The organism is Alistipes sp. Marseille-P2263 (assembly GCF_018101075.1).
Taxonomy (GTDB): domain Bacteria; phylum Bacteroidota; class Bacteroidia; order Bacteroidales; family Rikenellaceae; genus Alistipes; species Alistipes dispar.
On sequence record NZ_JAGQEJ010000007.1, the window covers coordinates 57118 to 71103 of the forward strand.

Sequence of the window (13986 nt, forward strand, 5' to 3'; positions counted from 1 at the left end):
CCATGACACGTTTTCCGACGATCGCCCTGTTCTGTGCCTTCGTTTGCGCAGGTTGTGGCACCCCGCATTCCGCGGCGCATTATACGGCCATTTCCGACGGAGAGACCGTACGCGTCACGATGGCCGAATACGACTCCGCTTTCCGCAATCCGCTGAAAGGATTCCGGGAGTACTTCATGGTCGGGACCGACGCTCGTCGGCCCGAATACCCTTATCCCTATGGTTCGCTCATCAAGGAATACATGCAGTGGAACCTGCTCGAGCGCAATGCGGCGGACAGCGTAGCGACCGTCATCGCTTACAGCGACCACCGCTGGCAGGGCGTTGAGGAGCAGAATGTCAAGGTGATTCCGCGCGTGTTGCTCGTGTGGGTTGAGCCGTGGCACGGCGGATGGGCCAAGGACCCGGCCAACCGCGACGACCTGAACGGCTGGCACTGGCCCGAGGACCTTCCCGGAGAGACGGGGCCTTACAAACAGATTCCCGGTTCGGTGGGCGCCTATGTGGAGCCGCAGGACTCGCTGACGCCCATTTCGGGCGGTTATTTCGATCCGTCGTTTCCCGACCGTGTGCGAAACCTGGTTCGCAAGCTGGGAGAAGCATGGGACAACGATCCGCGCGTGGCCTATGTCGAAATGGGTATCGTCGGAGAGTGGGGCGAGCACCACGATCCCGACCTTTCGACCGTCTTCCCGCCCCACGACGAGCCGCGTCATGTCGCCGGCCGTACCTGGATTCCCGGCATGGAAAAAGTACTGGGCGACGCGTTCCGCGAGGCGTTCCGTAATAAGAAGGTGATGGTGCGCTATGCCTATGAGTTCGAGGATTACGATTTCGGAATCTATTGGGATTCGTGGGCCCAGCCCCAGGAGATGGAGCGCGGCTACAACGCGATGATTCGTCGGGGCGATTACTGGCGGACGCAGCCCGTCGGCGGCGAGATCACCTGGAACTGGGGCGACCTGGCCAAATACCGTAGTTTCGAGGCGGTCGTAGCCGACGACACGACCCGGCATACCGTTATCGAACAGATTCGCAATCTGCACTGCAATCATCTGGGCGGCATCACCTGGGCCGACTTCAACGATCCGGTCTTTGCCCGCAACGCCGCGGAATTGCAGAAAGCGATGGGATACCGGTTCGTGCTCTCCGATGCTTCCTACCCTTGCCGGATCGACAGGGGCGAGGCGTTCGGAATGGAGTTTTCGCTGCGGAACACGGGCTCCTCGCCTTTCTATTACGACTGGCCCGTCGAGGTCGCCCTGCTCGATGTCCGAACGCATGCGAAGGTCTGGGGGACGGTACTCGACGACGTGCGTCTCTCGCAGTGGATGCCGGGAGAGGATTGGGACGGAACGTCCTACCGCATCCGGCCCGAAACCGTGACTGTCCGTGTACGGCCTCTTCTCGGCGATGACCTTCCCGAGGGCCGTTACATCCTGGCGCTGGGCATTCTCGATCCGGCCTGCGGCCGTCCCACCGTCCGTTTTGCCAATACGAACTATTTCACGGGCGGTTATCATCCGTTGGGATATGTCGGTGTCGGGGAGTCCGAATCGGCTCCGGCCCTCGATCCGGCGGACTTCGACGACCTCCGAAGCGACACGACTTTGAATTACAAACCGAAAAACGACCTGAAACCATGAAACGACTTCTGATTATCGTCTTGTTGCTGTCCGCCGTTTCGTGCGGACAAAAAGACCCCGCACCTGGCGGGGAACCCGTCCGGATCATCTTCGACACTGATCTGGGCAACGACATCGACGACGTGCTGGCCCTGCAGATGCTTCTCAACTATGAAAAGGAAGGCCGGGCCGAACTGCTGGGCATCACCCTCTGCAAAGCCAATCCCGCCACCATCGCCTTTACCGACGGCTACTGTCGGTTCGACGGACGCGGCGACATTCCGCTGGGTTACGCTTATGACGGTGTCACGCCGGAGGACGGAACCTACCTGTTGCCGACGCTGGAGGCATCATTCGGCGGCGAACCTCTGCTGCGACCGGCCCGCACCATCGACAGCGGGCTGCCCGAAGGGTACAAACTGCTGCGGCGACTGCTTGCGGCCCAGCCCGACGCATCGGTCGTGCTGGTCGCCGTGGGACCGCTGACCAATATCGGCAACCTGCTGGTCAGCGAAGCCGACGAATTTTCATCCCTTTCGGGGCGTGATCTGGTCGCCGCCAAGGTACGCCGCGTGGTGACGATGGCCGGGCTGTTCGGGGACGAATTCGATTTTCCGGAGTACAACGTCGTCTGCGACCTCGAGGCCTCGCACCGCACGTTCGAACTGTGCCCCGTTCCCCTGACCACCACCGGATGGGAAGTCGGCAATCTGCTGCCGTATCCTCATGAAAGCATCCTGACGGATTTCGGCGATCCCGAAGCGCATCCGCTGCCCGTCGCCTACCGTCACTACATGCAGATGCCCTACGACCGGCCGACGTGGGATCTGACGGCTGTGCTCGAGGCCGTGGAACCGGGCAAATGGTTTGACCGTTCGCCGAAAGGTACGATCCGGATCGCCGCCGACGGCCGCAGTTCGTTCGAGGCGTCCGAGACGGGTATGCAGGAATACCTCGTCATTCCGCAGGAAAAGGCCGCCGCTGCGTTGCAGGCTCTCGTGAACTGTACGACCGGCAAGAATCTTAAAGACATGAACCCATGAAAAGTCTGCTGACCTGTCTGCTGCTCCTGGCATCATTGTGTCCGGTCGCCGCGAAGGAACACCGCGTGGCGAGCGTGGCTTCGCCCGATGCCAAAAATATCGTGAACATTCTCTACGACGGGCAGACGCTCCATTACGAAGTCTTCCGTAACGAAGAGCGCATCCTCGCGCCGTCGCCGCTGACCATGACGGTTGACGGTCGTATCTGGGGCTCCGACGCCCGGCCGAACGAAATCTCGTGCGGCGGCGCGGACCGAACCGAACGTTTCGTCGTCGCTCGTAAATACCCATCCGTACGCGACAGTTACCGGGAGGTTTCGCTACACTATTCCGGCTACCGGGTGGAAGTGCGCGCCTATAACGACGGCGTTGCCTATCGGTTTGTCGGGACGACCGGCCGCGAAGGCTGTGTGGAACGGGAGGGAGTCGCCTACGCATTCGATGCGGACTGCCCCTCCTATACCCTGCTGACCGGGAATTTGCAAAACTGGTTTGAGGAGAACTACTCTGAACGGATGCTGAGCGAGCTCCCTTCCGACAGTATTTCGATAGCCCCGGTCCTGGTCCGTGTCGGACGTTACGGCGTGTTGCTGGCCGAGGCCAACCTCTACGACTATCCGGGCCTCTACCTGCGCCCCACGGGGCGGGGGTTCGAGGGTGTGCAGGCCGCCTATCCCCGCAAGGAGGAGTTTTTCGACGGCACCAACAAGATCTATGCTACCGAGCGTGAACCCTATCTGGTGAAATGCGGGCTCGACCGGGCCTTTCCATGGCGTGTCGCGGGTATTTTCGATGACGACGCCTCGATTCTCGGCAGCGAGCTTATCTATCTGCTCTCGGACAAGACCCGGAACGACTATTCGTGGGTGCGTCCCGGCAAAGTGCTCTGGGACTGGTGGAACCACAACAACATCTACGGGGTGGACTTCAAGGCGGGCATCAACACCGCGACTTATCTCTATATGGTGGATTTCGCGGCCGAACACGGTATCGAGTATCTGCTCATCGACGAGGGATGGTCGGAGCGTGACGATCTTCTGACGCTCAATCCCGAGGTGGACATGCCTGCCGTTTGCCGCCATGCTGCCGAAAAAGGTGTGGGCATCATGCTTTGGGCCAAATGGATCAATGTGGACAGGCAGCTCGACGAGGCATTCGAAATGATGCGGTCGTGGGGCGTGAAGGGCGTGAAGATCGACTTCATGGACCGGAACGATGCCAAGATGGTCAATTTCTATGAGCGTGTGGCCCGTAAGGCCGAAGAGTGCCGTATGCTGGTCGATTTCCACGGGTCGTATCCTAACGAGGGCATGCGGGCGAAATATCCGCTGCTGATGACACGCGAAGGAGTCGTGGGTCTCGAATACAACAAATGGAGCGATCGCGCCACCCCGCGTCACGACCTGATCATTCCTTTCCTGCGGATGTGGGTGGGGCCGATGGACTACACTCCCGGCGCCATGCTCAACGCCCAGCGGGAATCGTTCCGCGTCAATGCGGTAGAACCGATGAGCCAGGGTACGCGCGTGCACCAGTTGGCGATGTACGTCGTCTACGAAAGCCCGTTGCAGATGCTTTCGGACAGTCCGACCAAGTACCTTGAGAATCCGGAGTGTTTCGATTTCCTGAAACAGGTCCCCACCGTCTGGGACGAGACGCGTCCGCTGTTCGGGGAGATCGGCCGCAATATCGGCGTGGCGCGCCGTAGCGGTGACAGCTGGTTCGTCGGCATCATGAGCGGCGACACACTCCAGAATGTGACGCTCGATCTTTCGTTTCTCGGTAACGGGAACTATGTCATGACGGCCTTCTGCGACGGTGTGAATGCCGAGGTGAATGGCCGGGATTATAAATGTTTCGGGCAGGAAGTGACGGCCGCCGACCGGATTCCGGTCGCATTGGCGACGGGAGGCGGTTTTGCCGCCGTGATCCGTCCGAAGATGGATTCGGGAGAACATTCGGACCGATAATGCCCTCCGTTGGGGCCGCCGTGCTTTGTACGAAGGTCAGGTCGGTCTCTCGCCCCGACGTCCGGGAGACCGGCCCGATGCTCCGACGGAATTTGGCAATCGGTCCCCGGAAGCGGGTACTCCGGCAGTCGGACTCTCGGCGTGAAACGGCGACCCGTGGCTGTTTCGGCGATTCTCTGCGGATTGTTTCATTTCGCTCCGGCCGACGGACCGGGCAGCTTCGGCATCTGCTTCCGCTCATTTCCCGAACTGCACCGGCAGGCACTGCGCGAAGCGTTGTCCGCTCTTTAACAAGCTATCGATCGGGCACTAACCAAAAAAATGAATTATGTATATTGTCGGTAATTATTTTACGGCCGTCGTTTTCTGCATGATCACGATGCTGTGCTGGGGTTCCTGGGGCAATACCCAGAAACTCGCGTCGAGGAGTTGGCGTTACGAACTCTTTTACTGGGACTATGTGATCGGTATGGTGCTTTTTGCACTGTTGCTGGGGCTTACGATGGGCAGCGCCGGCGATGCGGGCCGTCCGTTCCTTGCGGATCTGGGACAGGCTGCCGGCGTATCCGTCGGATGGGTCGTTCTGGGGGGTGTGATTTTCAATGCTTCGAATATTTTGTTGTCGGCCTCCGTCTCGCTGGCCGGCATGGCCGTGGCATTCCCGTTGGGTGTGGGTATCGCACTGGTGCTGGGCGTCATCATCAATTACGTCGGAGCGCCCTCGGGCAATCCGTTGGTGTTGTTTCTGGGGGTTGCGTTCATCGTGCTGGCTATCGTCTGCAACGGCATCGCTTCGGGGTGCGTGCAGCATGGCGAGGAGAGCCGAAGAAACAACCGCAAAGGACTGTTGCTGGCAGTCGTCGCCGGTGTGCTGATGTCTCTTTTCTACCGATTCGTCGTCATGGGCATGGACGTTGCCGATTTCCATCATCCTGCTGCGGGTATGCTGACTCCCTATTCGGCCGTTTTCGTCTTTTCGCTCGGCGTATTGGTCAGCAACCTGCTTTTCAATACGCTGGTCATGCGATGGCCTTTTGTCGGCGCTCCTGTAGGCTACGGAACCTATTTCAAAGGATCGTTGCCGACTCACCTGGTCGGTATGCTGGGCGGAGCTGTCTGGTGTCTGGGCACGGCGTTCAGCTACATTGCCTCGGGCGAAGCGGGGCCCGCCATTTCCTATGCACTCGGGCAGGGTGCTCCGATGGTCGCCGCTGTTTGGGGCGTTTTCATCTGGAAGGAGTTCAAGGGCGCGACACCCCTTGTCAATCGGCTGCTCGCCCTGATGTTCCTGCTTTTCATCGGAGGATTGGGACTTATCATCGTAGCCGGAAATTGATTGGCCGAAAGGATTGTCGCCGCAGATTGGCGTACCCTCGTCCGGTCGTATCCCGTATGTCGTATCCTGCGGTGCACGATACGGAGGGGCCTTGCTGGAAATACCTGATCCGAAGCTGTCTGAAATGGAGGACAGCTTCGGTATCGGACGTGCATGGACCATGACGGTCCGAACCATGTGGTTTCGTGTCCCGGGCTGCCGGCGGCTTGCGGGCGTCCGGTCGCCGTTGGAATCGAAGGGAGATCCCGGAACCCATTGTTCCGGGATCGGTCGGATTTCCTTATTTCGGTCGGCCTTTTTTTCTTGAACAGTGTTTTGCCCGGTCCGTGCCTCTCGTTGCGGATGCGTCCCTTCGGGGCGCAGAACGCCGGAAATTCCGCCGTGTCACCTCCGTCCCCTGCCCGCTTCCCGCCGGAGAAAAGGACCGCAAACCGTCTGTCCCGGTTTTCCCTTCGTCCGCTTCCGGCTTTCTTTTGTCCGGGACCGGTTTTCTGCGGTCCGGTCCGGGGCGTCTTCCGCCGAAGAAGTAGCTCTTCTGCCGCCGTTTCTCCTCCTGCGAGCGGGCGACGTAGATCCGTTCGTGGGTGTAGGGGTTTTCGCCCGTCCAGAACATTACCGACGAGAGGGTCATCGGCGTCGGGGTGAGGTCCTGCACCTGCTCCAGGTTGAAGTGCAGGCGGCCCAGCACCTTGTCGGCCAGCGATTTCATGTCCTGCTCGGTGCAGCCCGGGTGCGAGGAGATGAAGTAGGGGATGAGCTGGTAGGGCAGATGTTCCTCATCGCAGATGCGGCGGAAATCCGCATTGATCCGCTCGAAGAGTGCGAACGGCGGTTTCCGCATGAGTTTCAGTACGTTGTCCTCCGTGTGCTCGGGCGCCACCTTGAGCCGGCCCGAGGTGTGGTGCTTCAGCACCGTCTCCAGATAGGCGGGTCCGTCGAACAGGTCGTAGCGGATGCCGCTGCCGATGAAGGCCTTTTTGATCCCCTTCACCGCGCGGATCTTTTCGTAGAGCGCCAGCAGCGGCCGGTGGTCGTTGCAGAGGTTGGGACACCTGGCGGGGTGGAGGCACGACGGGCGGCGGCACTTGCGGCACAGCTCCCGGTCGCGGCCGCCCATGCGGTACATGTTGGCCGAGGGGGCCCCGACGTCCGAGAGGTAGCCCTTGAATCCGGGCATGGCGGCGACGCGCCGCACTTCGTCGAGGATCGACCGCTCGCTGCGCGAGTTGATGAACTTGCCCTGATGGGCGGAAATCGTACAGAACGAGCAGCCTCCGAAGCAGCCCCGGTGGATATTGACCGAGAACTTGATCATCTCCCACGCCGGAATGTCGCCCTTGCCGCGGTAACGCGGGTGCGGGGCGCGTTCGTAGGGGAGGTCGAACGAGTGGTCCAGCTCTTCGGTCGTGAGCGTCGCGTTGGGAGGCGTCACGACGACGTACCGGTCGCCCGTGGGTTCCACGAGCGTCGCCTCCGGTTCCATGAGGTTGCTCTGGGTCTCGATCACCGTGAAGTTCTCCCCGAAGGCCCGTTTGTCGCGCACGCACTCCTCGTAGGAGTGCAGGCGGATCGTCGCGGCGGGGTCGAGCCGCGCGACATAGCTTTCGTCGGCGAGGAAGGCTACCTGCCGGATGCGGCGCAGCAGCTTGGCGTTGTAGCCGTTGCGCAGCGCCCGGGCCACCTGCTGCACGACCCGTTCGCCCATGCCGTAGATCAGCAGGTCGGCGCCCGACTCGGCCAGCACCGAGGGCTTGAGCGAGTCGCTCCAGTAGTCGTAGTGGGTCAGGCGGCGCAGCGAGGCCTCGATGCCTCCGACGACCACCGGGACGTGGGGATACAGCCGTTTGAGGATCCGCGTGTAAACCGTCACGGCATGGTCGGGGCGGAATCCCGCCTTGCCGCCCGGCGTGTAGGCGTCGTCGTGGCGCAGCCGGAGGTTGGCCGTGTAGTGGTTCACCATCGAATCCATCGCTCCGGCCGAGACGCCGAAGAAGAGGCGCGGCGGTCCCAGCTTGGTGAAATCGCGCAGGTCGTCGCGCCAGTTGGGCTGCGGGACGATCGCCACGCGGTAGCCCTCGGCTTCGAGCAGCCGCCCCACGACGGCCGGTCCGAAGGCGGGGTGGTCGATGTAGGCGTCGCCCGAGAAGAGGATGACGTCCAGGCTGTCCCATCCGCGTTCGCGGACCTCTTTTATGGTGGTGGGCAGGAACAAGGCGGAATCTTTTCAGGGGGTTATTTTACGGTCCGGGCCACGGCGTCGCGCAGCCGTTCCAGCGCTTCGCGGACGACGGCGCGCGGTGCGCCGACGTTCAGACGCATGAAGCCTTCGCCCTCGCGGCCGAACAGGGCGCCGTCGTTGAGCGCGAGGCGCGCCTCGTCGATGAACAGGCGCTGCAACTCCTCGTGCCGGAGGCCGAGCCCGCGACAGTCGAGCCAGACGAGGAACGATGCCTGCGGCCGCAGGGGCCGGATGGCGGGAAGGTGCTCGGCGCAGAAGCCGATGACCAGTTCGACGTTCCCTTCGACGTAGCGCAGCATCTGCCGCCGCCATGCCTCGCCCTCGCGGAACGCCGCGACGGTGGCGATGGGCGCGAAGAGGTTGGGTGCGTCGAGTTCGTTGGCCGCGAGCCACGAAAAGAAGCGGTTGCGCAGCGTCTCGTCCGGCACGATGGCATAGGAGCTGACGATGCCGGCGATGTTGAACGTCTTGGTCGGGGCGCCGAAGGTGATGCTGCACCGTGCGGCGGCTTCGGAGACCGAGGCGAAGGGCGTATGGCGGTTGTCCCACAGGGCCATGTCGCAGTGGATTTCGTCGGAGACGACCAGTATGCCGCGTTCGTCGCAGAAGGCGGCCAGCCGGCGCAGCGTCTCCGGGTCCCAGACGATGCCGCCCGGGTTGTGCGGGTTGGAGAGCAGCAGCAGGCGGCATCGGTCGTCCGCCACGCGCGCCAACTGGTCGAAGTCCATCGAGTAGCCCCCGCCGGGGTACTCGCGCAGCGGGTTGAGGACGACCTGCCGGCCGTTTCTCTCGGGAACGAGCCGGAAGGGGTGGTAGACGGGCGGCTGGATGATGACCTTCTCGTCCTTCCCGACGAAGCGGTCGATGACCAGTCCGATGCCCTTGACGATTCCCGGGATGTAGGCGATCCATTCGCCGCGCACCTCCCATCCGTGGTGCGTGCGGATCCAGTCGGTGATCGCGGGGCGGTAGTCGGCGGGTTCCGCCGTGTAGCCGTAGAGCGGGTGCTCCAACCGCCGACGGAGCGCGCCGACGATGAAGCCGGGCGTCTCGAAATCCATGTCGGCGACCCACATCGGCAGCAGGTCGCCGCGGCCGAAGTGCTCCGCGAGCGTGTCGTATTTCACCGAATTCGTGCCGCGCCGGTCGATGGGGCGGTCGAAGTCGCAGGTCCCGGTGGCCGGGGTGTCGCCGGGATGTCGGGCGGGAGTTTGTCGTTTTTCCATGTTCGTAATCCGGTATGGGTCGTTGCCGGGGCGGGCCGTCACTCCTCTTCGGGGCGGGCGGCGTAGGCGTCCCACTTGGCCAGCAGGGCCTTGAAGTCGTCCGGCAGCTCGCTGTCGAAGAGCATCGGGCGGTGCGTCGCCGGGTGTTCGAATCCCAGCAGCCGGGCGTGCAGGGCGTGGCGCGGCATCACCGCGAAGCAGTTCTCGACGAACTGGCGGTATTTGGCGAAGGTCGTACCCTTCAGGATACGGTCCCCGCCGTAGCGCTCGTCGTTGAAGAGCGGGTGGCCGATCCAGGCCATGTGCACGCGGATCTGGTGCGTGCGGCCCGTTTCGAGCCGGCACTCCACGAGCGTCACGTAGCCGTAGCGCCGCAGCACCTTCCAGTGCGTCACGGCGTGCTTGCCGTCCGATCCGTCGGCGAAGACGTACATTTTCTGCCGCTCGCGGGGGCTGCGTCCGATGTTGCCCGTGATGGTCCCCTCGTCCTGTTCGAAGTTGCCCCACACGAGGGCCACGTAGCGGCGCTGGATCGTGTGGTCGAAGAACTGTTTGGCCAGCCGGGCGTGCGCCTGCTCGTTCTTGGCGATGACCAGCAGCCCCGAGGTGTTCTTGTCGATGCGGTGCACCAGCCCGGCGCGGTTCTGCTCCCCGGCGGGGATGCCCTGCGCGTTGAGGTGGTGCATCAGACCGTTCACGAGCGTGCCGGTGTAGTTGCCCACGCCCGGGTGGACGACCAGCCCCGCGGGTTTGTTCACGATCAGCAGGTCGTCGTCCTCGTAGGGGATGTCGAGCGGCATCGGCTCGGGCCGCAGCTCCGTCTCGCGCCGCGGGTAGGGCATCACGATCCGGATGCGGTCCAGCGGTTTCACCTTGTAGCTCGACTTGGCGGGTTTGCCGTTCACGAGGATGTTGCCGCTGTCGGCCGCCGCCTGGATGCGGTTGCGCGAGCAGTGCTCCATGCGGACGGTGAGGAACTTGTCCAGCCGCAGGGGCGTCTGCCCCTTGTCGGCCGTGACGGCGAAGTGCTCGTACAGCCCCGCCTCCTCGCCGTCTTCCTCGTCCTCCTCCCCGGTCACGGCGTCCCCGTCGGACGCGGGGAGATCGCCGGTCGCGTCCGGAAATCCGGGCGCGGGAAGCCGCTCTTCCCCGGAGCGTTCCGTATCGTACCGTTCGGTGCGCATCAGTCGAAGAATTCGTCGGGTTCGGTCCGGGGACGGCGGTGTTCGGCCTGCTCCGGGCTTTGGCGTTCGGAGGCGGGGGCGGCGGTGTCCGGGAGCCTCTCCTCTCCGGTGTCGGGGCGGTCGAACGCGCCGGCTCGGGCGAGCGAGTCGCGCTCCCGTTCGGTCCGGATACGCTCCTCGGCGGTCTCGGCCGCCAGTTTCTCGGCCTCGGCGCGGAACCGGGCCAGCTTTTTCTCGTCGAGCGTCAGGCGCAGGTCCACGCGCGACCCGAGGTTGGCCTCGCGTTCGGCCGAGGGGGTCTGCACGAAGACGCGGGCCTCCTTCTCGTTGAGCAGGTTCACTCCTTCGTCGAAGTCGATGCGTCCGACGTTGAGTCCCAGCTCCCAGAGACGCCCTTTCGCCTGCGCGAGCGGTACGCCCACGACCTGCGGTACGACCGTGAGGCTGTCCCCGTCGCGCACGCCGACGTAGAGCGTCACGCCGGAGCCGATCTCGGCTTCGAGGCGGCTCGTCTGCGTCACGGGCTTCTCCCCGCAGTACTCTTCGAGGACGTAGTTGGTGGCTAGGTCGGGGCGGTAGATCAGCTCGTCGATCTCCAGCCCGGCCACCTCGAGCATGTTCTTGGCCTGCCGGAGCGACCGGCCCGCCACGTAGGGCACGCGGACGGTCTTCTGCCGGAAGGAGTTGATCGTGATATAGACCGTGCGGCCGGGTTTGACCTCGACACCCCCTTCGGGCAACTGGTCGAGGACGATGCCCCCGGCGTAGGCCGGGACGAAAAGCGAGTCGTTCACATGCAGCTCGAGGTCGTTCGCCCGGGCGATGCGGCGGGCTTCGTCGAGCGCCGTGCCCGAGAAGTCGGGCACGATGCGGCGTGCTCCGTGGCGCGTGCCGGCCTGCATGACGAGGTGCGCGGCGACGGCCATCGAGAGGATGATCGCGGCGATGAGCGAAAGGTTCCAGAGCAGGCGGTTCCGTCGGAACCGGGTGAGGAAATTCTGCGGTTTTTCCATGCGAGCGAAGAGTAGTACGGGTTATTTCGGCGCCTTCCGGTAGAGGTAAATGGCGATACAGAGATAGATGATGTTGGGCAGCCAGACGGCCAGTCCGGGAGGCAGGGAGCCGCTCTTGGCGAACTCCTCGAAGAAACGGTTGAAGAGAATGTACGAGAAGCAGAGGCCCGTGCCGATGCCGATGTGCAGTCCCGTGCCGCCGCGCACCTTGCGCGAGGAGAGCGAGACGCCGATGAGCGTCAGGATGAAGGTCGAGAAGGGGTAGGCGTAGCGCGAGTGGCGCTCGACCTCGATGATGTTGATCGAGTCGGAGCCCTTGGCGCGCTGCTGGTCGAGGAATTCGTTGAGCTGGGAGATGTTCATGGTCTGGATCAGGTCGTTGATCTCGCCCAGTTCGGTCACCTCGAGGTTGATGAGCGTGTCGAGGTTGCGGAACTGTTCGAAGGTCTCCATGCCCAGCGAGTCGAACTCGCGCTTGGTGTAGCGCGGGGCCGTCCAGCGTTTGGTCTCGGGGTTGAACCGTATGTCGGCGGCTTCGAGCGAATGGGTCATCGAACCGCCGTCGTAGTGCTCCAGCGCGAAGAACGACGCCTGCTGCGTCGTGCCGTTGTAGCCGCGGATGTAGGCGAACGTGCCGGGTTCGATCTGGCGGTAGATGTGGCGTTCGTAGGACCCTTTCTCCTTGTCGATGTACTCCTGGCTGAAAGCCACGACCTTGCGCTGCGAGATCGGGATGAGCCAGAGGTTCAGCGCGAGCGAGAGCGAACCGATGATCAGCGCGCCGAGGAAGTAGGGCCACATGAGCCGCCGGAACGACATGCCGCCCGAGAGCATCGCCACGATTTCGGTCTGGTAGGCCATCTTCGAGGTGAAAAAGATGCAGGCGATGAAGGTGAACAGGCCGCTGAACTGGTTGATGAAGTAGGGGATGAAGTTGAGGTAGTAGGTGAATACGATCCCCTTGAACGGCGCGTGCGATTCGGTGAAGTTGTCCACCTTCTCCACATAGTCGAAGATGACCACGATGACGATGATCATCGCGATGGCGAAGAAAAAGGTCGAGAGGAACTTTCCGAGTATGTAGCGGTCCAGTATCCTGAACCCGGGCCAGCGCGCTTTCATCTTTTCAGAGTCGTCTTTGCAGTTTTCCGACCATCGTCTCTTTCCATGCGGCGAAGTCGCCCGCCGCGATGTGTTCGCGGGCCGCGGTCACGAGGCGCAGGTAGAAGGCGATGTTGTGCAGCGAGGCGATCTGCGCCGCGAGCATTTCGCCGCAGACCGCGAGGTGGTGCAGGTAGGCTTTCGTGTAGAGCGTATCGACGAAGGCCGTGCCTTCGGGGTCGATGGGCGAGAAGTCGTCCTCCCACTTCCGGTTGCGGATGTTGATGATGCCTTCCGACGTGAAGAGCTGCCCGTTGCGGCCGTTGCGCGTCGGCATCACGCAGTCGAACATGTCCACGCCCCGCGCGATTCCCTCGAGGATGTTCACCGGCGTGCCGACGCCCATCAGGTAGCGGGGGCGGTTTTCCGGGAGGATGGCATTGACCACCTCGATCATTTCGTACATGACCTCCGTGGGTTCGCCCACGGCCAGTCCGCCGATGGCGTATCCGTCGGCGTCGTACCGCTTGACGTTTTCGGCGGCCTTCGCCCGCAGGTCGGGGTAGGCGCATCCCTGCACGATGGGGAAGAGGGCCTGGTAGTGGCCGTATTTGGGCTGCGTCCGGTGGTAGCGGTCGAAGCAGCGGTCCAGCCACCGTTCGGTCAGCGCGAGCGATTTGGCCGCATAGTCGCGCGGCGCGTCTCCGGGGGGGCACTCGTCGAAGGCCATCATGATGTCGGCGCCGATCGTGCGCTCGGTGTCGATCACGCTCTCGGGCGTGAAGAGGTGTTTCGAGCCGTCGATGTGCGAACGGAAATGGCAGCCCTCCTCCCGGAGCTTGCGGCACGCCGCGAGCGAGAAGACCTGGAAGCCGCCGCTGTCGGTCAGCATCGGGCCCTCCCACGTCGAGAAGCGGTGTACGCCGCCGGCCCGTTCGATGATCTCCATGCCGGGCCGCAGGTAGAGGTGGTAGGTGTTGGCGAGGATGATCTGCGCCTTCGCCTCGTCGCGCACGTCGCGGTGGAAGAGACCCTTGACGGTCGCGGCCGTGCCCACGGGCATGAAGATCGGGGTGCGGATCGTGCCGTGGTCGGTCCGCAGCTCCCCGGCGCGGGCCTGCGACGCGGGGTCTTTGTATTGCAGGGTGAATTCCATACTCGATATATTCGGCAAAAATACGCAAAAAAATCCGGATTCCGGAATTCCCGAATCCAAAATAGATGCGCAAATAAATTTGGCATTGCGCCC

The 13986-nt window shown here is 62.9% G+C and carries 10 protein-coding genes; 4 read left to right on the plus strand and 6 right to left on the minus strand.

Annotated features, from left to right (window positions below):
• Window positions 1–2: 2 nt before the first annotated feature.
• From KB554_RS09520 to KB554_RS09535, 4 genes are all read left to right on the plus strand, one after another.
• The gene (locus KB554_RS09520) at window positions 3–1646 is read left to right on the plus strand and encodes a DUF4832 domain-containing protein (protein ID WP_242116269.1); all 1644 of its coding nucleotides are present in this window, start codon (window positions 3–5) and stop codon (window positions 1644–1646) included.
• On the plus strand, window positions 1643–2668 hold the full coding sequence (locus tag KB554_RS09525) for a nucleoside hydrolase (protein WP_141428258.1): 1026 nt from the start codon (window positions 1643–1645) through the stop codon (window positions 2666–2668). Before KB554_RS09520 ends, KB554_RS09525 begins: the two co-directional genes overlap by 4 nt.
• Window positions 2665–4638, plus strand: coding sequence for a glycoside hydrolase family 97 protein (locus tag KB554_RS09530; protein ID WP_211035783.1), 1974 nt, complete (start codon window positions 2665–2667; stop codon window positions 4636–4638). The genes KB554_RS09525 and KB554_RS09530 overlap by 4 nt, the downstream gene beginning before the upstream one ends.
• 328 nt (window positions 4639–4966) lie before the next feature.
• A complete protein-coding gene (locus tag KB554_RS09535) occupies window positions 4967–5974 on the plus strand; it encodes a multidrug DMT transporter permease (protein ID WP_211035786.1) in 1008 nt (335 codons plus the stop codon).
• 280 nt (window positions 5975–6254) lie between these two features.
• Here KB554_RS09535 and KB554_RS09540 read toward each other — a convergent pair whose 3' ends face one another.
• The 6 genes from KB554_RS09540 to tgt are packed head-to-tail and all read right to left on the minus strand — an operon-like array spanning window position 6255 to window position 13893.
• Window positions 6255–8186 carry a YgiQ family radical SAM protein gene (locus KB554_RS09540; RefSeq protein ID WP_211035788.1) on the minus strand — a complete coding sequence of 644 codons (1932 nt, stop codon included), beginning with the start codon at window positions 8184–8186 and terminating at the stop codon, window positions 6255–6257.
• Between the two features lie 20 nt (window positions 8187–8206).
• Window positions 8207–9439 (minus strand): PatB family C-S lyase, encoded by a 1233-nt coding sequence (locus tag KB554_RS09545; protein WP_211035789.1) that lies wholly within the window; start codon window positions 9437–9439, stop codon window positions 8207–8209.
• Between the two features lie 38 nt (window positions 9440–9477).
• Window positions 9478–10623: an RluA family pseudouridine synthase gene (locus KB554_RS09550; RefSeq protein ID WP_242116270.1), complete on the minus strand. Its 1146-nt coding sequence runs from the start codon at window positions 10621–10623 to the stop codon at window positions 9478–9480.
• A complete protein-coding gene (locus KB554_RS09555; protein ID WP_211035792.1) occupies window positions 10623–11636 on the minus strand; it encodes a PASTA domain-containing protein in 1014 nt (337 codons plus the stop codon). The genes KB554_RS09550 and KB554_RS09555 overlap by 1 nt, the downstream gene beginning before the upstream one ends.
• A 21-nt stretch (window positions 11637–11657) precedes the next feature.
• A complete protein-coding gene (locus KB554_RS09560; protein ID WP_211035794.1) occupies window positions 11658–12758 on the minus strand; it encodes an LptF/LptG family permease in 1101 nt (366 codons plus the stop codon).
• Between the two features lie 4 nt (window positions 12759–12762).
• Window positions 12763–13893 (minus strand): tRNA guanosine(34) transglycosylase Tgt, encoded by a 1131-nt coding sequence (tgt, locus tag KB554_RS09565; protein ID WP_211035796.1) that lies wholly within the window; start codon window positions 13891–13893, stop codon window positions 12763–12765.
• Window positions 13894–13986 lie beyond the last annotated feature (93 nt).